General features: G+C 53.8%; 22 protein-coding genes. 11 read left to right on the top strand and 11 right to left on the bottom strand.

Annotated features, from left to right (window positions below):
- Window positions 1-83 precede the first annotated feature (83 nt).
- Entirely contained in the window at window positions 84-287 is a 204-nt protein-coding gene (locus tag ACO0LK_RS24010) for a hypothetical protein (protein WP_422979585.1), read from the bottom strand.
- A 368-nt stretch (window positions 288-655) separates the two neighbouring features.
- On the opposite strand from ACO0LK_RS24010, the gene ACO0LK_RS24005 reads away from it, so the two are divergent.
- Window positions 656-2,221 carry a DUF4080 domain-containing protein gene (locus ACO0LK_RS24005; protein ID WP_422979583.1) on the top strand — a complete coding sequence of 522 codons (1,566 nt, stop codon included), beginning with the start codon at window positions 656-658 and terminating at the stop codon, window positions 2,219-2,221.
- Between the two features lie 133 nt (window positions 2,222-2,354).
- Here ACO0LK_RS24005 and ACO0LK_RS24000 read toward each other — a convergent pair whose 3' ends face one another.
- The 5 genes from ACO0LK_RS24000 to ACO0LK_RS23980 form a co-directional block, all read right to left on the bottom strand.
- Window positions 2,355-2,732 (bottom strand): hypothetical protein, encoded by a 378-nt coding sequence (locus ACO0LK_RS24000; protein WP_422979581.1) that lies wholly within the window; start codon window positions 2,730-2,732, stop codon window positions 2,355-2,357.
- Between the two features lie 49 nt (window positions 2,733-2,781).
- Window positions 2,782-3,537 (bottom strand): substrate-binding periplasmic protein, encoded by a 756-nt coding sequence (locus ACO0LK_RS23995; protein ID WP_422979579.1) that lies wholly within the window; start codon window positions 3,535-3,537, stop codon window positions 2,782-2,784.
- Between the two features lie 140 nt (window positions 3,538-3,677).
- Window positions 3,678-3,998, bottom strand: coding sequence for a metal-sensing transcriptional repressor (locus ACO0LK_RS23990; protein ID WP_422979577.1), 321 nt, complete (start codon window positions 3,996-3,998; stop codon window positions 3,678-3,680).
- Window positions 3,999-4,078: 80 nt separating this feature from the next.
- Window positions 4,079-5,557: a sensor histidine kinase gene (locus ACO0LK_RS23985; protein WP_422979575.1), complete on the bottom strand. Its 1,479-nt coding sequence runs from the start codon at window positions 5,555-5,557 to the stop codon at window positions 4,079-4,081.
- Window positions 5,557-6,231, bottom strand: a complete 675-nt coding sequence (locus ACO0LK_RS23980; RefSeq protein ID WP_422979573.1) for a response regulator — start codon at window positions 6,229-6,231, stop codon at window positions 5,557-5,559. The genes ACO0LK_RS23985 and ACO0LK_RS23980 overlap by 1 nt, the downstream gene beginning before the upstream one ends.
- Window positions 6,232-6,608: 377 nt before the next feature.
- Between ACO0LK_RS23980 and ACO0LK_RS23975 the strand changes: the two genes are divergently transcribed.
- The 10 genes from ACO0LK_RS23975 to ACO0LK_RS23930 all read left to right on the top strand — a co-directional run bounded on the left by ACO0LK_RS23975 (window position 6,609) and on the right by ACO0LK_RS23930 (window position 16,513).
- Window positions 6,609-7,724, top strand: coding sequence for an ABC transporter substrate-binding protein (locus ACO0LK_RS23975; RefSeq protein ID WP_422979571.1), 1,116 nt, complete (start codon window positions 6,609-6,611; stop codon window positions 7,722-7,724).
- A 113-nt stretch (window positions 7,725-7,837) separates the two neighbouring features.
- Window positions 7,838-8,848, top strand: coding sequence for a Bug family tripartite tricarboxylate transporter substrate binding protein (locus tag ACO0LK_RS23970; protein WP_422979569.1), 1,011 nt, complete (start codon window positions 7,838-7,840; stop codon window positions 8,846-8,848).
- A gap of 148 nt (window positions 8,849-8,996) precedes the next feature.
- Window positions 8,997-10,046: an ABC transporter substrate-binding protein gene (locus ACO0LK_RS23965; RefSeq protein WP_422979636.1), complete on the top strand. Its 1,050-nt coding sequence runs from the start codon at window positions 8,997-8,999 to the stop codon at window positions 10,044-10,046.
- Window positions 10,047-10,168: 122 nt separating this feature from the next.
- Entirely contained in the window at window positions 10,169-11,947 is a 1,779-nt protein-coding gene (locus ACO0LK_RS23960; RefSeq protein ID WP_422979567.1) for an ABC transporter permease, read from the top strand.
- A 70-nt stretch (window positions 11,948-12,017) separates the two neighbouring features.
- Window positions 12,018-13,082, top strand: coding sequence for an ABC transporter ATP-binding protein (locus ACO0LK_RS23955; RefSeq protein ID WP_422979565.1), 1,065 nt, complete (start codon window positions 12,018-12,020; stop codon window positions 13,080-13,082).
- Window positions 13,083-13,248: 166 nt separating this feature from the next.
- On the top strand, window positions 13,249-13,668 hold the full coding sequence (locus ACO0LK_RS23950; RefSeq protein WP_422979563.1) for a hypothetical protein: 420 nt from the start codon (window positions 13,249-13,251) through the stop codon (window positions 13,666-13,668).
- Window positions 13,669-13,722: 54 nt separating this feature from the next.
- On the top strand, window positions 13,723-14,664 hold the full coding sequence (gene dapA, locus ACO0LK_RS23945) for a 4-hydroxy-tetrahydrodipicolinate synthase (protein ID WP_422979561.1): 942 nt from the start codon (window positions 13,723-13,725) through the stop codon (window positions 14,662-14,664).
- 39 nt (window positions 14,665-14,703) lie between these two features.
- Complete coding sequence (locus tag ACO0LK_RS23940; protein ID WP_422979559.1) at window positions 14,704-15,351, top strand: hypothetical protein; 648 nt, start codon at window positions 14,704-14,706, stop codon at window positions 15,349-15,351.
- Between the two features lie 18 nt (window positions 15,352-15,369).
- On the top strand, window positions 15,370-15,867 hold the full coding sequence (locus ACO0LK_RS23935) for a hypothetical protein (RefSeq protein WP_422979557.1): 498 nt from the start codon (window positions 15,370-15,372) through the stop codon (window positions 15,865-15,867).
- Window positions 15,868-15,889: 22 nt separating this feature from the next.
- A complete protein-coding gene (locus ACO0LK_RS23930; RefSeq protein WP_422979555.1) occupies window positions 15,890-16,513 on the top strand; it encodes a hypothetical protein in 624 nt (207 codons plus the stop codon).
- Between the two features lie 89 nt (window positions 16,514-16,602).
- Here ACO0LK_RS23930 and ACO0LK_RS23925 read toward each other — a convergent pair whose 3' ends face one another.
- From ACO0LK_RS23925 to kdpB, 5 genes are all read right to left on the bottom strand, one after another.
- Window positions 16,603-17,346 (bottom strand): TorF family putative porin, encoded by a 744-nt coding sequence (locus tag ACO0LK_RS23925; protein ID WP_422979553.1) that lies wholly within the window; start codon window positions 17,344-17,346, stop codon window positions 16,603-16,605.
- A 180-nt stretch (window positions 17,347-17,526) separates the two neighbouring features.
- A complete protein-coding gene (kdpE, locus tag ACO0LK_RS23920) occupies window positions 17,527-18,246 on the bottom strand; it encodes a two-component system response regulator KdpE (protein WP_422979551.1) in 720 nt (239 codons plus the stop codon).
- The gene (gene kdpD, locus ACO0LK_RS23915; protein WP_422979549.1) at window positions 18,243-20,993 is read right to left on the bottom strand and encodes a two-component system sensor histidine kinase KdpD; all 2,751 of its coding nucleotides are present in this window, start codon (window positions 20,991-20,993) and stop codon (window positions 18,243-18,245) included. Before kdpD ends, kdpE begins: the two co-directional genes overlap by 4 nt.
- Window positions 20,994-21,035: 42 nt before the next feature.
- Window positions 21,036-21,608, bottom strand: a complete 573-nt coding sequence (gene kdpC / locus ACO0LK_RS23910) for a potassium-transporting ATPase subunit KdpC (protein ID WP_186950650.1) — start codon at window positions 21,606-21,608, stop codon at window positions 21,036-21,038.
- A gap of 48 nt (window positions 21,609-21,656) precedes the next feature.
- Window positions 21,657-23,777 carry a potassium-transporting ATPase subunit KdpB gene (gene kdpB / locus ACO0LK_RS23905; RefSeq protein ID WP_422979547.1) on the bottom strand — a complete coding sequence of 707 codons (2,121 nt, stop codon included), beginning with the start codon at window positions 23,775-23,777 and terminating at the stop codon, window positions 21,657-21,659.
- Between the last annotated feature and the right edge of the window lie 27 nt (window positions 23,778-23,804).

The following is a 23,804-nucleotide window of genomic DNA, read 5'->3' as shown; positions in this document are numbered from 1 at the left end:
CGAGGCCTATGCGACGAAATGCAGAATTCGGAGAATGAAGTGCTTAAAAAGCATTCCAAAGTATTTTTCGACGTCCGGAAAATTCAGAAAAAAAACGTCGAAACGGGGCGCAGCAGGCAAAACACAGGTGACATCAGGAACCGGCAGAAGGAAGGAATCGTGCAAAAAAATGCGATACGAGCAGCCACCTTACCCGCCGCAAAAAATTCATAACCCGCACTGCGCATCAGGACAAGCTGCGGTACCCGCATGCCCGTCACCATCACATCTGGAAATATGAAATTCACATGACATTCACATTTTATATAATAGACATCCAAATATGTGATTGGATTAGCAAGTATTGATCTTTTATGATGACACTGTATTCATTTTTACAAGGAAAAATACCATGTTGACCGTCATCGTCTTTGCGCAATTAATCGCTACCATCGTCATGCTGACTGCTGCACTGACAGACTAATCTCTGCTTCGCTGCACACTGACTTGCCCCACCGGCAGTCCCCGTTTGTCTATTGCAAACCTGATCGCAGACACAGGCATCCATAGTTTGCCAGGCTGACCTACCAGCCAGACGCGCAAGCTGTCTGCGGAACAGGCAAGGGCCTTACTACAGCGTACAATAGCGCTTTTAGTCGCTGCGCCCTCCTGTACCATGTCCATCCTGCTGACCACCCTCAATGCCCGCTACGCCCACGCCTCACTGGGCTTGCGCTATCTGCTCGCCAACATGGGTGACTTGCAGCCCATCACACAGATACAGGAATTCGTGACCGGTGCACGCAGCACGGATGTCGTCGAAAAAATCCTGGCACACCGCCAGCCCGGCAAAAAATTCGTCGTCGGCTTTGGTGTCTATATCTGGAACGTGGTCGAGACTACCCAGATCGTCGCCGTACTGAAGCGTGTCGCTCCCGATGTCGTGGTCGTGCTGGGCGGACCCGAAGTGTCATATGAAACCACCGAACAAGAGATTGTCCGGCTGGCAGATTACGTCATCACCGGCTGGGGCGATGTCAGCTTTCCTTCTTTGTGCCAGCAGATCCTCGCTGGCCCCAAACCGCTGATGAAAGTGCATGCTGGCCTGCAACCACCCATGGCAGACATACAACTGCCCTACAGCCTGTATAGCGACCAGGATATTCGCCATCGCACCCTGTACGTAGAGGCATCACGCGGTTGCCCGTTCAAATGCGAATTCTGTCTGTCAGCACTGGACAAAACCGCCTGGCCCTTCGATATAGACCAGTTTCTGCAAGAGATGGAAGGTCTGTATCAACGCGGCGCACGCCTGTTCAAATTCGTTGACCGCACCTTCAACCTGAATATCAAGACCAGCCTGAAGATCATGCAGTTCTTCCTCGACAAGCTGGAAGCCGCACCACATGACCCGGTGTTTGCCCACTTTGAAGTAGTGCCCGATCATTTGCCGGATGCATTGAAGGAAGGCATACAGAAATTCCCCGACGGCACCCTGCAATTTGAAATCGGCATACAAAGTTTCAACCCCGAAGTGCAGGCACTGATCAGCCGCAAGCAAAACAATGAAAAAGCCGCCGAGAACATACGCTGGTTGTGCCAGCATTCAAATGCGCATCTGCATGTGGACCTGATTGCCGGCCTGCCGGGCGAAACCATGGAAAGTTTTGCTCAGGGTTTTAACCGCCTGGTAGAACTTGGCCCTCACGAAATACAATTCGGCATCCTCAAACGCCTGCGCGGCACGCCTATCATCCGCCACACCGAAGCCTTTGAACTGGCCTTTGACCCGCAACCACCGTACACCATCCTGGCGAATAAACACATCCCCTTTGCCGACATGCAAAGACTGGTGCGCTTCGCTCGCTACTGGGACATGATCGCCAATTCTGGCCGGTTTTCCCATACCCTGCCGCAGATACTGGCAGACGCCCCGTTTGAACATTTCATGGCCCTGTCCGACTGGCTGTACGCCAACACCGACGCCACCCACCGCATCGCCCTCGACCGCCTGGCGAGCCTGGTCAGCAAATGGATGCAGGAAGTACGCGGCATGAGTGCAGAAGCCGTGCAGGCAGCCGTTTCCAGCGACTATGCCGGACAAACCATGCACAAGCAGGGCAGCAACAAAACCGATGCATCTGCACCGGCCAGGCAAACAAAGAAAGAAGCAGCGAAAGAAGCAAAAAACGAAGCTGCACGGGCCCTGCCGCAAAGACAGGCACGACACCTGGCGGCCTGATTGCCGAAATCAGGTCTGATGAATAGCGTATGGGCAGCACAATTCTGGTGCACCCATAGTCGCTATCAGCTCCAGCGGGAACTTAAAGTATTGGCAAACGACATGCCCTGGGCAAAAATCATTGACACTGGTATCACAGCAGCGGGTTGGCCAGTTCAAATGCGTCCTCAGGAGGCACTGCTCCTGAAAAAACACCGATCACTGCCATATCAAATCTTTCTTTCAATGCATACATATCGTCCGTACTCAGGTTGACGATTTTAAAAACATCATTCTTATTAAAATGCGCAGCAAACAAGCGATCAACATTCGACTGTAGCCTGACTATTGCTGAGGCCAATTCCTTATCCACTGAACTCAGGTTTTTTAATTTATCTGCGGCCAGGACAAGATCCTTATGCAACATCCAGAAAGCATGTTTATCCCATATCCCGCATTCAGTTAGCTGCTCATAAAAACTGCCCTTCCAATTTGCATTGCCTGGAAGATTGCGGGAAATATTTTCAAACATGGAAATTTGCACATTCACTTTCTATTTCTGAAAATCGTTGATCAATACCTCATTTATCCCGCAACAACAGGCGATTGATTTCACCTGATTTTCTTCCAGCGAGTATGGCCAGGTTCAGTTTCTGTATCCACTCATCATACTGAGGTGACATGGCGGCGAAATGCAGGTCATCTACCATCAGCGGTTTGGGCAATACCTTGAAACTCTGCTCCATGGCTGTTTCCGCAGAACTGGTTTCATTGCGTAACAGGTCGATCAAAAACTGTTTCACTTCTTCAGGTTGTGAACGGCGGTCACCAAAGACCATGACATCCATTCTTTTGTTCAGCAGTTTTTTCAGGCGTGCGCCATGCGAGCTGACATCTTCCTCCACCTGAAACAGGACATTACGCAGGCTGTCAAATTCATCGCCATAACTGGCACCCCGGACCACACCCACTGTCTTGCCTTTAAGATCCTGCATACTATTGAAGACAAAACTGGCATCGCTACGTGTGACCAGCCATACATAATGCGCATAGATAGTTTCAGAAAAACGGAAGGTCGCCAGGCGTTCACGATTTTTGGATAAGCCGAACACGATACCTTCACCATTTTTGGCATTATTCAGAAGACGTAACCAGGGATAGTGATGGATTTCAAAACGTATGTGCAATTCACGTTCAAAATAGTTGAGCAACTGGCGGATTTCTTCGCGTATGGGAACCAGATCACCCTCTTCATTACGCAATTCCCGAATCAACAACACCAGCGACTTATTGGCATTACTTGCTTCTGCTGCCTGCAAGACTGGCGCTAAAGGCAAAAGGGACAACGCCGCAAGCAACAACATGTTCCTGCGCAGAGCGCAACAAGACCGGTAAAAACTGCTTGATGATGTCAACACGCACATAATGACCTCGACAAAGATCTCGATAAAGATCTCATTTTGTTGCGGGCAATGCTTCAGGCAAATTTTTCCAGCAGGGAAGCCAGGCGGCGGGTGCTGGCGATAGCTTCTTCCGTGGTATCGGCTTTTTCTGCATGCGTGACCACGGCACTGGTGAGGAAAGTCACAAATGAACGGTCCAGTGCCTTGCGTGCGGCCGACATCTGCTGGGCTACCGCTTCGCAATCCTCTGGTACGGCTGCCTTGGCGATCAGTTTTTGCACGCCGCGCAACTGGCCTTCAACACGTGCCAGGCGATGCAACAGATCTTTCTTTTGCTGATCATTCAAGGCCGTACCCTGGACTATTTTCAGTGGGGGCGTATCTGCCACGATCATGCTCCTTCGCTATAGTGGGATAATGATTGATGCCCGAAATGATCAGGGCCTGCATACTCTACGGAGTATCGTAACACCATTCAGGCGTGGCGCGGAAAACGGATATGAACACGCAGGCCACCAAGTGTATTTTTATCTTCGCCAGCAACAGACGCTTCATCTGCACCGGCCTGATTACCCGTATCCGCATCTTCGTGCGCATCCCAAAGGACAATGTCGCCCCCATGCAGCTTGACAATGTCATGCACGATGCATAAACCCAGGCCGGTGCCGCCGGGGTTCAGCACACTGCTGCTGGCTGCACGGTAAAAAGGTTCAAACACTTTTTCACGTTCTGATGCGGGGATGCCTGGCCCGCTGTCTTCAATTTCTATCATCGCCTGTTCATCCTGCAAATAAACCCTTAGGACGATACGTCCCTGTTCCGGCGTATAGCGGATGGCATTGTCGAGCAGGTTGCTTAGCATTTCATGCAGCAGCAAAGCCTGGCCCCTGAAAGGCACATCGTCATCCGCTTCCAGCGCCAGGTCGATCTGCTTGCGCACGGCGGGCATCGCCAGTTCCAGGCAAACCTGACGCGCCATTTGATTGAGTGACAGGTCTTCCAGTTCGGCAGCGGCGGCTCCATGGCCGGTACGTGCCAGCGTCAGCAGGCGGTTTGCCAGATGGACAGTGGCATCCGTGGTCTGGGCAATGCTTTGCACGATCTGGCGCATGGCGACCGGGTCATTTTCGCGCAGGGCCAGTTCAGCCTGGGTTTTCAGGACCGTAAGCGGGGTACGTAACTGGTGCGAGGCATCGGCGATGAAACGCTTCTGGCCATTGATCAGGGTTTGCAGCCGTGCCATATAACCATTCATGGCATTCACCAGAGGGCGAATTTCCTTGTGCACCACACTGGGGTCAAAATCTGACAGATCGGTAGGCTCACGCGCTTCGACATCGGCACGCAACTGCATGATAGGTGCCAGCACGAAACGCAGGGCAACCCACACCATCAGCGCCACGGCCAGCACCAGCGTGGCCTGGCGCAGCAGGGTGTCGATCAATATCTTGCGTGACAGGCCACGGCGGGCATCCAGGGTCTCACCAACCTCGATCAGGGCGATACCGCGCATCTGGTCGTCATACACAGGCTGGTGCAGGGCTGCGATACGCACTGCCTGATCCTGATAATCGGCATGGAAAAAATGGACCAGTGCCGGATAGATTTCCGAACGCGGCACATTTTTTGGCAAGTCAGGCAAATCTTCATAGCCGGATACAAATTCGCCATTGACGCCGGTAACCTTGTAATACAGCCGCCCGAGGGTATCGGTTTCAAAACTGTCGAGTGCCACATAGGGCACATTGGCGACCACCTTGCCATCCACGATCTCGACTCTTTCTGCCAGCGCCCGGGCAGACGACAGCAAGGAACGGTCATACGCCAGATCAGCCGCATCCAGCGCATTGCGGTACACCGAAAAAGCATTCAGGGCGACCAGCAACACCAGAGGTATCAGCAGCCAGCGTAAAAACTGGCCACGCAGGCTGCCAAGGCGTTCTGGCGATGACATCAGCGCGCTTCCAGCAAATAGCCTATGCCACGCAGGGTCACGATCACCACTTTACCGGCACTGACACCATCGAGCTTCTTGCGCAGGCGATGGATATAAATTTCTATGGCATCCAGATTTGCATCGTCATCCAGGGCAAACACTTCATCAAACAACTTGTCCTTGGATACCGCCTGGCCGGGGCGACTGATCAGGGCTTCCAGCACTGCATATTCACGCGGCGTCAGTGACAGCGCCTGGGCGTCATAATGAAACTGACGGGTGACCGTATCAAAGCTGAGGGCACCGCAAGTCAGGGTCACGGCTTCATTGCCCTGCGCGCGGCGCAGCAGGGCCTTGACCCGTGCTTCCAGTTCGGCCAGTTCAAACGGTTTGGGCAGGTAATCATCGGCGCCGGAATTCAATCCATGCACGCGGTCATTCAAACCACCACGCGCTGTCAGTATCAGTACCGGTGCCTTGTTGCCACGGGCACGCATGCGTTTCAATACTTCCAGCCCATCCATTTTTGGCAGACTGAGGTCGAGTATCACCAGCGCGTATTCCTGCGTATGCAGCAAGGCGTCGGCATCGGCCCCGTTATGCGCCGTCTCCACCGTCAGATGGGCATCGCGCAAAGCCTTGGCCAGCCAGTGCGACAGTTCGATGTGATCTTCAACCAACAGGATGCGCATAATTTACCATTGTTATCGATGCCGCCAGACCGCGCAGCCAATCAGGAAAACCCGATTGCCGGGTAGCGTGCTTGCCATGTTTGTACTTACACTTGCTTGTAATTGCTTGCACTTGCCAATATTGTATATCCACCTGACAGTGCACATGCCCGCTTATGTTAACTGGTTTATCGCCTGTCTGGTGATGTTGCTGTTGTCATCAGGCACCTCTGCATTTTCTTTTGTACACTCATTTCTTGTTAAGAAGAAATTCCTGAAGCCTCCAATATATTCCCTGCTCATTGCAAGCTCATTGCAAGCTGATTGCAAGCAAAGTGAAAGCTCACGCGCTTTAAGCTTCGCCATAAAACTGAAATACAAAAATAACGGAGACTGTCATGCACCACTTACGCCTGGGGTTCGCCCTGCTGGTTTACCTTGCCCTGCACGCTACTGCCTGGGCAGAAGGGAAAATCCTGCTGGGACAGTCCGTAGAATTATCCGGACAAGCCACCGGCAGGGAAAACCGTGAAGGTGCGTTGCTGTATTTTGACTGGATCAACAAGCAGGGTGGTGTGAATGGCAAGAACATCGAGCTGATCAGCTATGATGACCAGCGTGACCCTGTCAAAACCAAAGAAAACACCCTGAAACTGATCAATGACGATCATGTCATCGCCCTGTTCGGCTACCGCAGCACACCCACTATAGAAGCCGCACTGCCGCTGCTGGAAAAATACCGTATCCCACTGATCGCGCCATTTTCCGGGGCCCTGAGCCTGCATCAGCCGCTACAGCCTCATGTCTTTAATCTGCGCGCCAGCTACCGTGATGAAGCCGCCAAAATGGTGGATTCACTCGCAGACCTGCACATCAGCAAGATCGCCATCCTGCATCAGGACGACAGCTTTGGTAAAGACGGCCTGAACGGATTTGTCAGCAAGCTGGGCGAACGCAAGCTACAAGCCGCTGTCATCGCCAAATATGACAGGAAGGACATGAAACTGGATGCTGCGGTAGCACAAATCGCCGCCACCACACCACAGGCTATCCTGATGGCCTGTACCCCTTCAGCCTGTGCCGACTTTATCAAGCAAATGCAGAAAACAGGGCAAAAACCACGCTTTTTAATGCTGTCCAACGTCAATTCGGATGAATTCTTTAAATCGCTGGGTGATGACGGACGTGGCATCGGTGTCATGCAGGTGATGCCCTATCCGCGTGATTTTGGTATTCCTGTGGTGCGTGAGCTGCAAAAAGTCCTGAAATCCATTAAAAATCCGCCGCCCTTGTCCTATGCTGTACTCGAAGGCTTTGTTGCTGCAAAATTAATGGTGGAAGCACTGCGCCGGGCTGGCAACCGCCCTGATACGCAAAAACTGACGCAGGCACTGGAAAACATGCGTCAGGTTGATCTGGGCGGTGTGCAGGTCAGCTACAGTGCCAAGGATCACGATGGCTCGCATTTCGTGGAACTGACCATCGTAGGTAAAAACGGTGCGATTTTGCGTTGAACATTACGTTGAACCTTGCGTTGAACATTGCCTTAAATATAGCGCTGAATATTGCGCTGAAACCACACCCTGACAGGTGAAAGCGTACTGAAAGATTCATTTCGGTATGATCCATGCAATCAATCAAACATGGTCTCATCATGCAACTGCGGCGCAACCATCTGGCACTGATACTGACAAGCCTGCTTGTCAGTCTTCCCGTGGCCGCTGCACGCCCATCGGTCAGTCAGGTCAGCCCTGACCAGGCCATCTGCCTGGTACCGGCCAAACCCGGTGGCGGCATGGACCTGACCTGCAAGCTGGCCCAGACTACCTCTGCCGACCATCAGATGCAGATCAATTATCTGCCTGGTGGCGTCGGTGCCATCGCCTGGACCACCATCATTTCGCAAAGAAAAGCCGAAGCCAATACCCTGGTTGCCTATTCTGGCGGTTCGCTGCTGAACCTGGCCGAAGGCAAATTCGGTAAATCCGAGGCCAGCAATGTGCGCTGGGTCGCCGCCATAGGTACTGACTACGGCATGATCGCGGTACGCAAGGATTCTCCCTACAAAAACCTGCGCGAACTGATGGATGCCATCAAAAGCAAGCCTTCCCAGATCGCCATCGGTGCTGGTGGAACAGTCGGCAGCCAGGATTGGCTGAAGATGGCGCAAATCGGCAAACAGGTAGGCATCGATTCAAAAACCATGCGCCTGGTCGCCTTTGAAGGCGGCGGTGAATCATTTACCGCCTTGCTGGCTGACCATGTGCAGGCCGTATCCGGCGATGCTTCTGAAGCCAGCCTGCATGCGCGCGACGGCAAGATACGCGTGCTGGCGGTGTTATCCGATGCACGCCTGCCAGGTCCGCTGTCAAATGTACCGACTGCCCGCGAGCAGGGCTTTGATGTCACCTGGCCGATTATTCGCGGTGTGTATATGGGGCCGCAGGTCAGCGAAACGGACTACCAGAAATGGGTCACACATTTCCAGCAGGCCATGAACACACCGGCATTTGAAGAACAAAGAAAAATCCACGGGCTGTTTCCCTTCGCCATGACCGGCAAGGAACTGACCGATTACATCAACAAGGCGGTCAGCAATTACCGCCTGCAGGCAAAAGAATTTGGCATGGTGCGTTAAGACTAAGCTAAGGCCAAGGTCTCAGCTGGCGCAGCATGGTAACAAATGATCAGGCAGTATTTATCTCAAACAAAAAAACAGGAGAAGACAAATGAAAGCAACAAACTACTTCGTCAAGAGCGTGGCGGCACTGGCCGTCGGCAGCATCATGATGCTGAATGCCCAGGCCCAGGCGCCGGCTGGCTATCCGGCTGACTACAGCAAGATCGTCGATGGCGCAAAAAAAGAAGGCAAGCTGGTCATCTATAGCGCCACCGATACCAAGGCCGTAGAACCGCTGATCAAGGATTTCCGCACCATGTATCCGGATGTGCAGGTCGAATACAATGACATGAATTCCACCGAAGTCTATAACCGCTATATTTCTGAAATGGCTGCTGGCGGCAACAGTGCCGACCTGATGTGGTCATCTGCCATGGATTTGCAAACCAAGCTGGTTTCCGATGGTTATGGCCTGGTATATGCATCACCAGAAATCAGCGGTATACCGCAATGGGCGATCTGGAATAATTCGGCCTACGGCACCACATTTGAACCAGCGGTTTTTGTTTATAACAAACGTCTGGTGTCAGCCGATGAGGTACCAAAAACCCATGCCGAATTTGCCAAGCTCATCAACAGCAAGCTGGATAAATTCAAGAACAAGGTCACTACGTACGACATCGAAAAATCTGGCGTAGGTTTCATGTTCATTACCCAGGACAGCCGTGAAAACAAGGATTTCTGGGAACTGGCCAAAGCCTTCGGTAATGCAAGCGTTCGCGTGCAGTCATCTACCGGCACCATGCTGGAACGTCTGTCTTCCGGCGAAAACCTGCTGGGCTACAACATCCTTGGTTCATACGCCCTGGTACGTGCGGCCAAAGACCCATCCATCGGTGTGCAGATCCCTAAAGATTACACACTGGTACTGTCACGCGTGATGTTCATCAGCAAGGCCGCCAAGCATCCGAATGCAGCCAAACTATGGCTGGATTACACCCTGTCCAAACGCGGCCAGACCATGATTGCGAATGAAGCCAAGCTGTATGCGATACGTGCCGACGTCAAGGGTGAAACCACCTATTCTGACCTGGCAAAACTGATCGGTATCGGCCTCAAGCCTTTGCCAGTCAACCCGATGTTGCTGCAATACCTGGATCAAACCAAACGCCTCGCTTTCCTGAAACAATGGAAAGAAACCGCAGGCAAGAAATAAGCCTGAGGGCACGGCGCATGTTATCCATTGCGCCGTGCTAGCCTGTTCTTCCTGTGGGCCTTTTTTCCACACTGTCTTTTTTTGCAATCGACTGAATCTCAACCCTTGATATTGGGCCAAGCATGAGCACCCTGAGTCTACCTCCGCGTGGCAGATGGTCACAACTGAACTGGCCACGTGGCCTGGTCGTGACGCTGACACTGCTGGCGATTTTTACGCCACTGTCACTGATACTGTTCCAGAGTTTTTTGAATGCCCCCTTCTTTTCGCCGGTAAAAGAACTGGGACTGGATTCCTATCGTTTCATTTTTGATGATCCTGATTTTCGTCAGGCGTTCTGGAATGGCCTGATCCTGGCCTCCGGCCTGGCTGGCATCGCCGTTCCCATGGGCGCCTTGCTGGCCTTCCTGATGATACGTACTGATTTGCCGGGACGCAGCTGGATAGAACCCATGCTGCTGGTACCGATTTTTGTGTCACCCATGGTGATGGGTTTCGGTTATGTGGTGTCGATGGGCCCGGTTGGTTTCTACACCTTGTGGGTCAAGCAGCTGACCGGTGTCGAACCATGGAATATCTATTCCTTCTTCAGCATCGTCATGATTGCCGGTCTGACGCATGTGCCGCACGTCTACCTGTATTCATCTGCCGCGCTGAAAAGCCTGGGCTCGGACGTGGAAGAAGCAGCACGGGTCGCCGGTGCATCGCCTTTCCAGGTGGCGCTGCATGTGTCGCTGCCCATGATCATGCCGGCGCTTGCCTTTGCTGCCGTGCTGGTATTCTTCCTGGGTTTTGAAGTCTTCGGTCTGGTACTGGTGCTGGGCGATCCGGAAGGCCATCTGGTGCTGGCAACTTATCTCTACAAGCTGACCAATAAGCTGGGTACACCGTCGTATCACCTGATGGCGGCAGCGGCTGTCTGTCTGGTTGCGGTCACCATGCCACTGGTCATGGTGCAGCGCTGGTTGCTGAAGTCGGCCAACAAATACGTATCGATCAAAGGCAAGGGTTCACGCCAGAAACCGCTGCCACTGGGCAAGTGGAAATGGCTGGCCTTTGCCGTACTGGCAGCATGGCTGATCTTTACCATCGTCTTGCCACTGTCCGGTATCGTACTGCGTGCCTTTGTGTCTTACTGGGGTGAAGGTGTGAAACTGGCTGACGTGATCACGCTCCAGCATTTCCGCGACATCCTGGAACAGCCTTCGCTGATGCGTGGCATTTTCAATACCGTGCTGATCGGCATCATCGGTGGTGCGCTGGCAGTCATCTGCTATGCCGGTATTGCCCTGGCCATGCACCGCAAGCCGGATGGCATTACCCGTCTGCTGGACTATAGCGTGCTGGTACCGCGTGCCATTCCTGGCTTGCTGGCCGGTTTGTCCTTTCTCTGGGTATTCCTGTTCGTGCCAAGCTGGCTGGAAGGTGGTCTGAAAGGGTTCGACAATGCCTTCTGCATCTGGCTGATCGAGAATGTCATCCCACAATTGCGGGCCTTGCGTTCCACCATCTTCTCGGTCTGGATTGCGTATTCCGTGGTGTGGATGGCGTATGGCCTGCGCCTTATTTCCACTGCCCTGCTGCAAGTCGGGCCAGAACTGGAAGAAGCCGCCCGCGCTGTCGGTGCCAGCCGTGGCCAGGTGACACGTGATGTCACCCTGCCGCTGGTCAAATATGGTTTGCTGGGTGCCTGGCTGATGGTATTCCTGATTTTTGAACGTGAATATTCAACCGGCGTGTATCTGCTGTCGCCGGGTACAGAAGTGATCGGTGCATTGATCGTATCATTATGGGCAGGTGGTTCGGTGGATCTGGTGGCGGCATTGTCCTTCATCAATATCACCCTGGTCGCTATCGGTCTGGGTCTGGCATTGCGCTTTGGCGTCAAGCTCAGCCACTGATCTGCTGATCAGTATCTGCTATCCAACTGATATCCATCAACGCGACACACTATAAAAACGAGAGAACATTATGTCTGAACTGAGCGTACAAGATTTAACCCTGGAATATGGTTCCGGCGCGACCGCCAACCCCATTCTTAAAGGCGTATCCATGAACTTGCAGCGCGGCGAAGTGGTCGCCCTGCTGGGCCCTTCGGGTAGCGGCAAAACTACCTTGCTGCGTGCGGTAGCCGGCTTGGAATCACCCAAGACCGGCACCATCACCATTGGCGAACGTGCCATTTTTGATGGCGCCAAAGGGCTGGAAGTATCTGCCGAACAGCGCAACCTGGGGCTGGTGTTCCAGTCATATGCGCTGTGGCCACACAAAACCGTGTTTGACAATGTGGCCTATGGCCTGAAGTTGCGCAAGATGAATACCACCGATATCGCTGCCAAGGTCAAGGATGTGCTGGGCCAGCTGGGCCTGGGTCATCTGGGCGAACGTTTCCCGCACCAGTTGTCCGGTGGCCAGCAACAGCGTGTCGCCATCGCCCGTGCACTGGTGTACAACCCACCTGTCATACTGCTGGATGAGCCACTGTCGAACCTGGATGCCAAGCTGCGTGAAGAAGCCCGTGCCTTCCTGCGTGAACTGATCGTCAGGCTGAACCTGTCAGCCCTGATGGTGACGCATGATCAGGGTGAAGCGATGGCAATTTCAGACCGCATCCTGTTGCTGAACAACGGCGTGATTGAACAGCAGGGCACGCCACAAAGCATGTATGAAACACCGAACACCCTGTTCACTGCCGAATTCATGGGCAGCAATAACAAGCTCAAAGGTAAAGTCGTACAACGCGACGGCGACAGCGCCACGATACAGGTCAGGGGCACACAGTTGAAAGCCACTGTACGCGGTAAAAACCTGGGCGAAGAAGTAACTGCCATCATCCGCCTGGAAAAAGTAAAAATCGCCGACAGTCAGACAGAAAACGCCATCAAATTGCCACTGACCACCTGCATGTACCTGGGTGACCGCTGGGAATGCCTGTTTGGTCACGCAGAAGACGGCTTGCGTGCCTATTCACCCTACAAGCTCGATCAGGGTGAGTATTACCTGCAACTGGATGCAGACAAGCTCTGGCTGTATTAAGCAAATTGCACCAGATGCCCCCCGTGCTGCCATGCGGTCACGGGGGTTTTTCTTTTGTATGGTCAGTAAAATTTACGCGGCGTTTACGACGCAGGCCCTGCTTTTTAGAGAATCTTTATACCTCAACTGCTAATCTTGAACTGTGTCAAACAGCCAGAGATTATCCATGAACCAGCATACCAGGGTGTCGTCGTCAACTCGCTATCGTTACCTGAATGAAGATTTTACCGATGCCTTGCAGACATCCAAGCGAGAAAAGTTTCTGTTCGAAGATGGTAATGAGCGCAGGCAAGACAGCTCAGCCATGCCCATCATCAGTTATCGCAAGGCGCCTGTATTGAAGCAGGATGATTTCATCATGCGCATTACCGTTGATGCCGCTGCCATCACGGAACTGCGTCATCTGATACTCAGGAACTGCGGTGACCTGGTGCTTTTCATGCGGGTCAAACCGGTCGACCATGCCAGCAAGATGAAGGTCTGGCTGTGTCTGAGAAAATCGTCCGTGGACACCATCATCAGCCATATCATACGCGCCCTGCCCAAGGCAGAGTTCGGCAAGATCACGCCGTTGTTACCGGTCTGAATTTAACTTGAGCTATCTGCTCAAGCATCTTTTCAACTATTTTTTCAAACTATCATGTCCCAATTTGAAGGCATCTGGGTTCCCCTCGTCACGCCTTTCCGGCAGGGTGAACCCGACTATGAACAAGCACAACTGCTGGCCCAGCAATTGATACTGGCTGGCGTACATGGCCTGGTGGTCTGCGGCACGACAGGTGAAGCCGCCTGCCTGAGCGAATATGAACAGGCACACATGCTGGCTGCCATACTGGAAGTGACAAAAAATACCTGCCCGGTGCTAATGGGCATGGGTGGCAGCGATACCTCCGTACTGACAGAAAAAATCCGCCGCTATGACGACCCGCGCCTGACGGGTTTCCTGGCCAGTGCACCGGCCTATGTACGTCCGGCACAAGAAGGCATACGCCGGCATTTTGAAGCTCTTGCCACGGCAACCGACAAGGCACTGGTGCTGTATAACATTCCCGCCCGCACTGGCGTAAATATTGATCTGGGTACCTGCATCTCCTTGCAAAGACACGGCAATATCGTCGCCATCAAGGAATCTGCCGGCCTTGCCACACAATTGTCCGGCCTGATCAACTGCACTGGCCTGAAGGTATTGTGTGGCGATGACGCTCTGCTGTTTGACGCCCTCGGTTTGGGTGGACATGGTGCCATTTCTGCCGCTGCCCACGTGCGACCAGATCTGTTCGTGGCCCTGTATGAACTGATGCGTGCCGCCCGTTATGCGGAAGCCAAGCTCTTGTTCGAACAATTGCTGCCCTTGATACGCCTGCTGTTTTCAGAACCCAATCCGGCACCGGTCAAGGCCGCACTGGCCTTGCAGGGTTACATCCATGACGAACTGCGCTTGCCAATGACACCGATGTCGCTGGCTGGCAAAACGAAGCTGGCAGATGTACTTGACAGCCTGACACAGGTATCAGGACAAGGTCCACGCCATTCGATGGCCACGGACCATACCGGACACGCCCTGCTGAAATTGCTGAGCTGAATGCGGCAATCATAAATTTATCTTATTCCATCACATACCATGATCATCACCATTGCCGACGGCGCCGGTGGCGCGGCCAAATCCATTCTTGCTGACAACCTGGCAGCCCTGAGAACACTCGCAGGCCACAAGGTCATCTTGCTGGACAATGATCCCCAGCTTGCTTCGCTGAAATGGAGCTGTGAAAGACGCAATAACGGCCATACTGTTCCCATCACTGCCAGAAAAATCAGCGGCAAGGGCCTGCAGCCCGAACTGGAGAATTTGCGTTGCCACTACCAGGATATCGTCATCGACAGTGCGTCCCGCGATTGCATGGGCAGCCGCTCAGCCTTACTGGCCGCCCATGTAGCGGTGATCGCGGTTGATCTGGATCAACTGGATCAACTGCACGAAGAAGAACTGTTGCAGCGTGTGGAAAAGGCATGTGCATTCAACCCCGGTTTGCGCATTATGGTGGTGATGAGTTCTGTCCACATCCAGCCTTCGCCCGAAAAAATAGCGCTAGTGCGCAATTTTTCGCAAAAATTCAAATCTGCCCAGTTATTTGCCAGGGTCATTCATTCCGGTTATGCGCTACAGCTGGCCTATCGCGATGGTTTGTCGATCAGCGAATATCTGCCTGCCGATCATCTGGCGGTAGCAGGCATGCAGGAATTATTTGGTGCCGTGTTTGCCACACATTGAAATTTGCCTGCTTAGCCCATGTTTCCCTTGTTTATGACCTTGCTGCTGGTACTGAATAGCCTTGCTCAGGCAGTACCGGCAAGTGTTGTCACTGGTTGCGGCCGCTTGCTGGCGACAAGCCTGTCGGCACTGGCTGGTATGGCTCTGTTGCACCTGCTAGGTTTGATGCCCGCCATGCAGTTATTTGCCGGCCTGGGCTTGTTGCTGCTGGCGTTGCACATGCTGTCACGCAAGTGCAAGCTGTGCCGCTATATCATGGCCACCGTCGTGCTTGCCTGCCTGTTATGTCTGGCGATGATGCAGGCAACGGAGATACTGGAAATATTCACGGCATTGGCTGGCGCCATCTGCACGGCTATGGTGCTGGCAGGGATCAGCAGCCTCATGCAAGGATCGCCATATCGTTACCGCTTTGCCGTAGCTGCCACGGCAGCCAGGCATTTCTGCGCTTTTGTGCTGGCAGCCATTGCCGTACACCATATCCTGATGGGGATACGTCAGCAATTGCTGACATAAATATGTGTGACAGGGATACAGCATGCTGTTAAGCCTGGTTTCTGCCTGTGGTGCCAGTTTGCATACCAGTCAATACGCCAGCCAATACGGCGGCCTTGCTGCTGCCATCGCACAACGTCGCGCGCTGGCGGGCAGGAATGTATTATTGCTGACGCAATGCATGCCGGACAAGCAGGCTAATCAATACAAAAACCCCGCAGAAAATCGGATGTGGCAGACCAGAGAAATGAAAATCGCCGCTACTAGCCGCACGGTAAACAGTGAGGCCTTGATGGCTGAACTGGCGATTGCCAGGCAATCCACCTGCGATGTCATCCTGGAACTACAGCAGGCGCATACAGATGTCGCCCTGCATCTGCTGGCCGAAAGCCACATGCTGGTTTTTTATATACAGACCGCATTGTGGAAGCGCGACCGGCACACCAGAATGATGCAATGTATTCGTGCGGCAAGAGAGAAAAATCAATCACTACCCGTGCTGTTCATACTTGATGACATCAACAGCAAGACTGGACAGGATCTGGTCAACAAACTGGCGCGACAATTGCACGATGTGCGTTTCCTGTTGGCGAATACATCTGCCGATCTGGCTCTTGCCAGTATCTACAAAAGCATCTTTCTACCTGCTGCCCTACAATCCATCTGAACACATCAGACACCTGAACAAAAACCTGGACGGCCTGAAGCCTGAATCATTGCGATTCGTGGCTTCAGGCCGAAAAAAGAGCAGGCTTATCAGAAAGTTTTACTGATTGCCACCACCACAGCCGTCTTGCCCAGGAACTTGCCATTCGCTGGTGATGCGTAGGCGACTTCACTGGCATTGGTTCCTATGACTGCCAGGGACGCCGTAAGTACACCGAAGTCCTTGCTGACACCCAGTTTCCAGTCGGTATAACTGGCGGCGCCCGTGTTTTTCACCTGTTGATGACCGGCATGCAGATTCAGGGTCAGACCGCTGCTGATGTTGCTGATATCGATATTCGCACCCAGGTCCAGGTAGCCGCTATTCTTGCTGTCGGCAAAGCCGAACAGGTTGGTAACTGAATGCGAATACTTGGCATACGCAGGGCCGTAGGATAATTGTCCATAAATTTCCGTGGTGTTGGCACTGACTGCCAGGCCATTCGATGGATAGACATACGTCAGCACACCGACGTCATAGCTGACATCCTTGCTGATTTCGCCGCGCTTGCCGGCATACAGGTCGATTTCCACATCGCCACCGCCACCGGCATCCTTGGTCCATTTGATACTGGACGCCCAAGCGCCTGCATAAAAACCGCTGGGATTATGGGTGTAATCGGCCCCGCCTTGCAAGGCTGGCTGCAAGCGGGTTTGGGAAATACCGCGATAGCGATAATCGGATGTGATGGCGGCATTGAAACTGACTTCATTGTCAGGCTTGGCATCTTCGGCAGCGGCGATGCCGGTAAAAAATACGCTGCTGATAGCGGCTGCCATGATCAATTTCTTCATATTACTTCCTCTCACTATTAAGGACGCTTCGTCCTGGTTGGTGCTGATGTCACCCGACTACATCGGGGGGTGTTGATGACATCAGTCACGTTAAAATTCATGCCTATACAAAATTTCGGGCGCAAAAATCCCTCCGGCAAAAAAACGTGTTGCCGAGTATTCAAGCCGCTTTATCAGTTTTTAGTTTGGCAAAAGGAGTCGATAGCCTATGGCTGTCTCCGTCAGCAAATAGCGCGGTTGCGCGGGATCGTCTTCCAGCTTGTGGCGCAAGTGGCCCATATAAATACGCAGATAATGTCCATTTTCGGCATGGCTGGGGCCCCATACCTCACGTAATAATTGCGGGTTGGTGACAACCCGTCCGACATGGGTGACCAGCACCATCAATAGCCTGAATTCTGTCGGTGTCAGTTTCACCATTTGCCCGGCCTTGGTCACCAGGCGTGCTTTCATATCGACCTTGACATCACCAAACTGCAGCACGCCATCAAGGCTGATGCCGGGCTGACGTTGGCGCCTGAAAGTGGCACGCACCCGTGCCAGCAACTCACCGACACCGAAAGGTTTGCTCAGGTAATCATCGGCACCAGCATCGAGTGCCTTGATCTTGTCTTGCTCACTGACACGGGCAGACAAAACGATGATGGGTACGCTGGACCATTTGCGCACGTCGCGGATAAAGTTGAGGCCGTCACCGTCCGGCAAACCCAGATCAAGCACGATCAGGTCAGGCTGGCGGGTACCGGCATCGACCAGCCCGCGTTGCAGGGTGGCAGATTCGAAGACCTGCCATTCTTCGTCTTCAAGGGCACTACGGACAAAGCGGCGGATTTGTGGTTCGTCTTCCACCAGCAGGGCAGTGGGTGTACTTGCAAGGGTACTTAAAAGGCTGGGTGTCATGATGCTGCGATCAGGTTCTGTTCTTCAGGTTCAGGTTCAAGCTCTGGCAGGGCCGGTGGGGTACCCAGTGGTAAACTGAATACGATGCAGGCACCGCCATCAGGTGAATGACCAGCGCCCATGCTGCCGCCATGGGCGCTGACGATGGCGCGGCAAATTGCCAGGCCCAGGCCCACACCCGGCAAGGCAGATTCACGTTCACCACGGGTAAATTTTTCAAATACGGCTTCTTCACGGCCGACTGGCAAGCCGGGGCCGTTGTCATAGACACGGACTTCCAGCAGGTCGCCACTGGCCTGGGCCGCAATCGTGATCAGGGATGCTGGTGGCGTATATTTGGTCGCGTTTTCCAGCAGATTGCACAAGACGCGTTCTATCAATACCGCATCAAAACTGATCAGTGGCAAATCGCGGTCCAGCCGGGTTTCCACCCTGTGCTGCTGCAACTGGAAGGCACAGATACGCAAGGCACTGCCCACCACTTCTTCAAACGGTTGCCATTGCAGATTCAACCTGACTTCACCGCTTTCTATTCTCGCCATATCCAGCAGATTGGTGACCAGGGCGCTCATGCGCAGGGTTTCATCACGCAGGGCCTGGGCCATTTTCAATTGTGTGTCCGCCAGTGCCGGTTTCGACATTGCCAGTGATTCTGATATACCGACCAGTGACGTCAGCGGTGTACGCAAATCATGCGACAGCGCCGCCAGCAGGGAATTGCGCAGGCGTTCCGATTCCATATGGATCAGGGCATTTTGCGCCACTTCAATATAGTGCACGCGTTCCAGCGCAATCGCGGCCAGGGCGGCAAAGGTATCCAGTTGCTGTCTTTGCTCGGGGATCATGATCCAGCGCCGGCTTTCCGGCTGTATGGCTAGCAAACCACGCGTGCGCATGGGCGCCACCAGCGGCAGATAAAAGAAATTGCCAGCGGGCAGAGTGTCGGTACCTATGCCTGCCGCTTCCACCTTGTCAAAGGCCCATTGTGCAATGCCTATGTCAAGACCAGGCACGCTCGTGGCTGGTGCTTGCAGGCGTCCGTTTTCATCTGGCAGCAACAAGGTCGCCTGCGCCCGGAACGCTCTTTGTATGATGACTTGCGTGGTTTCGGAAATCTGTTCTGCCAGCAGCACACCAGACAGATCACGCGCAAATTCATACAATGCACGAGCACGGGATTCACGGTGTGAAGCCACCCGCGCCTGATAGCGCAAGTCAGCAGTCAGGTGCCCGGTAATCAAACCAACCACCAGCATGACGACAAAGGTCATCAGGTATTGCAGATCACTGACAGCAAAAGAAAAACGTGGCGGTACAAAAAAGAAATCAAATACGGCAATACCGATGACTGTCGCCACCACCGACGGGCCACGCCCGAAACGCACGGCCACCAGTACTACCGTCAACAGGAACAGCATCGCGATATTGACCAGATTGAATACATCAATCAGGGGCGTGGCGATGAGACCGGTAAATATGCTGGCCAGTGCCGCAAACCCATAGCGCCAGTTGCGCGGCGGTACACGCGGGCTGGCGTACTCGGCAGGACGCGGCGACGTGGTGTCCTTGCTGCTGGCAGATTCGGCAACGGCGTTAGCGGCCTGGCCCACCTCGATCAGATCCAGGTCTGGCGCATACGCGGCAATGCGTTGCAGTTGGGAGGCACGATGCCATTGCAAATGCCATTTGTGTTGCTGCTGGCGACCCAGTACGATGCGTGAAAAATTATGGCTATGGGCATAATCGACGATAGCCTGGGCGATGTCCTTGCCTGTCAGCACCGCTGTGCTGGCCCCCAGGTCTTGCGCCAGCTTCAGATTTTTCAGGATACGTTCGCGCTGTGCCGACGGCAGGCGTTGCAGTTGTGGTGTTTCCACATACACGGCATGCCATTCGGCATTCATCTGGCTGGCCAGGCGGGCCGCACTGCGTACCAGATGGCCGGATTCTGCCTGTGGCCCGACGCAAGCCAGCAGGGCAGCATCGGTCTTCCAGATCGCACCTATGGATTTTTCTATGCGATAGGCCTGTACATCATCTTCTATGCGATCTGCGGTACGGCGCAGGGCCAGCTCGCGCAAGGCGATCAGGTTCCCCTTGCGGAAAAAATTCTGGGCTGCGCGTTCGGCCTGCTGCATTTTGTAGACCCGGCCTGATTTCAGCCTGGCCAGCAATTCGTCAGCGGGTATATCCACCAGCACCACTTCATCGGCTTCATCAAATACCTTGTCGGGCAAGGTCTCGGCCACACGTATGCCGGTGATGCCGCCCACCACATCATTCAGGCTTTCCAGATGCTGGACATTCACCGTGGTGAACACATCGATACCGGCCGCCAGCAATTCATCCACATCCTGCCAGCGTTTCGGATGGCGTGAACCGGCAGCATTGGAATGTGCCAGTTCATCCATCAGTATCAGGGCAGGGCGGCGTTGCAGCGCCGTGTCGATATCAAATTCTGTGAGTGTCTTGTCACGATAGGCAATGGCACGCGGCGGCAAGACCTCCAGCCCATCCAGCAGGGCTGCGGTTTCATCACGGCCATGGGTTTCTATGACGCCTATCAGTACTTCATGGCCTTCTGCGATCAGCTTGCGGGCGGCAGTCAACATGGCATAGGTTTTGCCCACACCGGCTGATGCACCGAAATAGATACGCAGGCGACCGCGGCTGGCACGCCTTTCCTGCTCCTGCACGTGGGCAAGCAAGACATCGGGGTCAGGACGCTGATCGCTGTGATTGGCCATAAAGTAATGAATTCGTCGAATAGAAACCGTGAATGACTGTGATTATCCTTTTTTATCCAGCGCCATGTTCAATTCCAGCACATTCACCCTGGCTTCGCCAAGTACACCGAACACCGGCTGTTTGCCAAATTGTTCGATCAGGGCATTCACCTGCTTCAATTCCAGTTTGCGCTCACGCGCTATCCTTGCAGACTGATAATACGCTGCTGCCAGGCTGATGTCAGGATCCAGCCCGCTGGCGGATGCGGTTACCAGGTCGACCGGGATTTTGGCGGTATTGCCAGGGTCAGCTGCTTTCAGGGCGTCGATACGGCCTTTGACTGCATCGGTTTGTGCCGGATTGGTGGGGCCAAAGTTGGAGCCGCTGGATGCCAGGGCATTATTCGGCATGGGGCCGGTAGCCGATGGCCTGCCCCAGAAATAGCCAGGGGAAGAAAAAGCCTGGCCGATCAGGGAAGACCCCACGGTCTTGCCGTCACGCACGACCAGACTGCCTTCTGCCTGGTCATTGAAGGCAACTTTGCCTATACCTGTCATGGCATACGGATAAATGACACCGACGACCAGAGTCAGGCCGGCAAACAGGGTCAGGGCCGGACGCAGGGTTGAACTGATGCTGTTAGTCATGATGATTTCCTTTTTCAGTGTAATGGTGAGCACAGATCAGGCTAAATGTAGCAGGGCCAGAATGACGTCAATCAGCTTGATGCCGATGAAGGGCAACACGATGCCGCCCAGGCCATAAATTAGCAGATTGCGACGCAACAGCAGGGATGCACCGATGGCGCGGTATTTGACGCCTTTCAGGGCCAGCGGGATCAGGAACACAATGATCAGGGCATTGAAGATCACCGCCGACATGATGGCCGACGACGGGCTGGTCAGATGCATGATATCGAGCGCCTTCAACTGTGGATAAGTGGCGACAAAGGCCGCCGGGATAATCGCAAAGTATTTGGCGATGTCATTGGCGATGGAGAAGGTGGTCAGGGAACCACGTGTCATCAGCATCTGTTTGCCGATTTCCACAATCTCCAGCAGCTTGGTGGGATTGGAATCCAGATCCACCATATTGCCGGCCTCTTTTGCGGCCTGGGTGCCGGAACTCATAGCGACAGCAACGTCGGCCTGTGCCAGCGCCGGGGCGTCATTGGTGCCGTCACCGGTCATGGCAACCAGACGGCCTTCTGACTGGTAGCTGCGTATCAGTTTGAGCTTGTCTTCAGGCGTGGCTTCTGCCAAAAAGTCATCAACACCTGCTTCTGCGGCAATGGCGGCAGCAGTCAGCTTGTTGTCACCGGTGATCATAATAGTTTTGATGCCCATGCGGCGCAGTTCGGCAAATCTTTCCTTGATGCCGCCCTTGACGATATCTTTCAGTTCTATCGTACCCATGACTTTGCCGTCATCCACCACCACCAGCGGTGTGCTGCCGCGACGGGAAATGTCTTCCACTACACGCGATACGTCAGCAGGAAATGGCCGGCCCATGGATTCCACATATTTCTTGACAGAATCGGCTGCGCCTTTACGTATCTTGCGTTCGGCAATATCAACACCGCTCATGCGGGTCTGTGCCGTGAATTGCACGAAGCTGGCGTTCAATGACGCCATTTCGCGTTCGCGCAGGTTGTAGCGCTGCTTTGCAAAAATGACGATGCTGCGGCCTTCTGGCGTTTCATCCGCCAGCGATGCCAGTTGGGCAGAATCCGCCAGTTGCGGCAGGCTGACGCCAGGTGCCGGGAAAAAATCCGAAGCCTGACGGTTACCCAGAGTGATGGTGCCGGTTTTATCCAGCATCAGAACATCAACGTCACCCGCAGCTTCCACTGCACGGCCAGAAGTGGCGATGACATTCGCCTGCATCATACGGCTCATGCCAGCCACACCAATAGCTGACAGCAAACCACCGATGGTAGTGGGGATAAGGCATACCAGCAAGGCAATCAGCACGGTAATAGAAATAGGTGCCGACGCAATGCCAGCGGCTTTGGCCGCATCCACACTGAACAATGAAAATGGCAACAAGGTCACGGTGACAGCCAGGAAGATGATGGTCAATGCCACCAGCAAGATGGTCAGGGCAACTTCGTTCGGGGTTTTCTGGCGCTTGGCACCTTCTACCATGGCGATCATGCGGTCAATAAAGGCTTCGCCGGGATTCGACGTGACTTTCACCACCAGCCAGTCGGACAGCACGCGGGTACCACCTGTGACAGCAGAAAAATCACCGCCGGATTCACGTATCACCGGTGCAGATTCACCGGTGATCGCGCTTTCATCGACGGTGGCCACGCCTTCGATGACTTCGCCATCAATAGGGATGACATCATTGGCTTCGACCAGCACCACATCGCCTTTGCGCAAGTCATTGGCAGATGCTGGCAGCCAGGTGGTGCCGTGTTTTGGCGTCGCCAGCTTTTTGGCCATCACGGTTTGCTTCAATGCGCGCAGTGAAGCAGCCTGGGCCTTGCTGCGGCCTTCTGCCAGGGCTTCGGCAAAATTCGCAAACAGGACGGTGAACCACAACCAGACAGAGATGGCGAGAATGAAACCAGGGCTGGCTTCCCCTTGCCCCATCAGTGATTGTACGAACAGGGCGCTGGTGATGATGCTGCCGACATACACGACAAACATCACCGGGCTGCGCAGTTGCGTGCGTGGACTCAGTTTTTTGAATGAGTCGATAACAGCTGGCAGTATGAGGCTGGAATCGAACAAAGACAGGCGTGGCTTGCTGCCACCAAGGCTGTCCGCGGTTTTTTGTACACTGGTACTAGACATGAAAATCCCCTTAAACTACGTGTGGGC

It is taken from the genome of Undibacterium sp. Ji49W (assembly GCF_049340205.1).
In the GTDB taxonomy this organism is placed as follows: Bacteria; Pseudomonadota; Gammaproteobacteria; order Burkholderiales; family Burkholderiaceae_D; genus Undibacterium.
The sequence above is the reverse complement of the archived record's forward strand: the minus strand, read 5'-3'. Positions and strand labels throughout refer to the sequence as shown.

What these genes read in the sequence shown, in the direction of transcription:
- ACO0LK_RS23925 (WP_422979553.1), bottom strand. Translation starts at nt 17,346, where the DNA reads ATGAAGAAATTGATCATGGCAGCCGCTATCAGCAGCGTATTTTTTACC.
- dapA (WP_422979561.1), top strand. Translation starts at nt 13,723, where the DNA reads ATGTCCCAATTTGAAGGCATCTGGGTTCCCCTCGTCACGCCTTTCCGG.
- ACO0LK_RS23990 (WP_422979577.1), bottom strand. Translation starts at nt 3,998, where the DNA reads ATGATCGTGGCAGATACGCCCCCACTGAAAATAGTCCAGGGTACGGCC.
- ACO0LK_RS23980 (WP_422979573.1), bottom strand. Translation starts at nt 6,231, where the DNA reads ATGCGCATCCTGTTGGTTGAAGATCACATCGAACTGTCGCACTGGCTG.
- ACO0LK_RS23950 (WP_422979563.1), top strand. Translation starts at nt 13,249, where the DNA reads ATGAACCAGCATACCAGGGTGTCGTCGTCAACTCGCTATCGTTACCTG.
- ACO0LK_RS23975 (WP_422979571.1), top strand. Translation starts at nt 6,609, where the DNA reads ATGCACCACTTACGCCTGGGGTTCGCCCTGCTGGTTTACCTTGCCCTG.
- kdpE (WP_422979551.1), bottom strand. Translation starts at nt 18,246, where the DNA reads ATGACACCCAGCCTTTTAAGTACCCTTGCAAGTACACCCACTGCCCTG.
- ACO0LK_RS23955 (WP_422979565.1), top strand. Translation starts at nt 12,018, where the DNA reads ATGTCTGAACTGAGCGTACAAGATTTAACCCTGGAATATGGTTCCGGC.
- kdpD (WP_422979549.1), bottom strand. Translation starts at nt 20,993, where the DNA reads ATGGCCAATCACAGCGATCAGCGTCCTGACCCCGATGTCTTGCTTGCC.
- ACO0LK_RS23985 (WP_422979575.1), bottom strand. Translation starts at nt 5,557, where the DNA reads ATGTCATCGCCAGAACGCCTTGGCAGCCTGCGTGGCCAGTTTTTACGC.
- ACO0LK_RS23965 (WP_422979636.1), top strand. Translation starts at nt 8,997, where the DNA reads ATGATGCTGAATGCCCAGGCCCAGGCGCCGGCTGGCTATCCGGCTGAC.
- ACO0LK_RS23960 (WP_422979567.1), top strand. Translation starts at nt 10,169, where the DNA reads ATGAGCACCCTGAGTCTACCTCCGCGTGGCAGATGGTCACAACTGAAC.
- kdpB (WP_422979547.1), bottom strand. Translation starts at nt 23,777, where the DNA reads ATGTCTAGTACCAGTGTACAAAAAACCGCGGACAGCCTTGGTGGCAGC.
- ACO0LK_RS23935 (WP_422979557.1), top strand. Translation starts at nt 15,370, where the DNA reads ATGTTTCCCTTGTTTATGACCTTGCTGCTGGTACTGAATAGCCTTGCT.
- ACO0LK_RS23970 (WP_422979569.1), top strand. Translation starts at nt 7,838, where the DNA reads ATGCAATCAATCAAACATGGTCTCATCATGCAACTGCGGCGCAACCAT.
- ACO0LK_RS24000 (WP_422979581.1), bottom strand. Translation starts at nt 2,732, where the DNA reads ATGTTTGAAAATATTTCCCGCAATCTTCCAGGCAATGCAAATTGGAAG.
- ACO0LK_RS23930 (WP_422979555.1), top strand. Translation starts at nt 15,890, where the DNA reads ATGCTGTTAAGCCTGGTTTCTGCCTGTGGTGCCAGTTTGCATACCAGT.
- ACO0LK_RS24005 (WP_422979583.1), top strand. Translation starts at nt 656, where the DNA reads ATGTCCATCCTGCTGACCACCCTCAATGCCCGCTACGCCCACGCCTCA.
- ACO0LK_RS23940 (WP_422979559.1), top strand. Translation starts at nt 14,704, where the DNA reads ATGATCATCACCATTGCCGACGGCGCCGGTGGCGCGGCCAAATCCATT.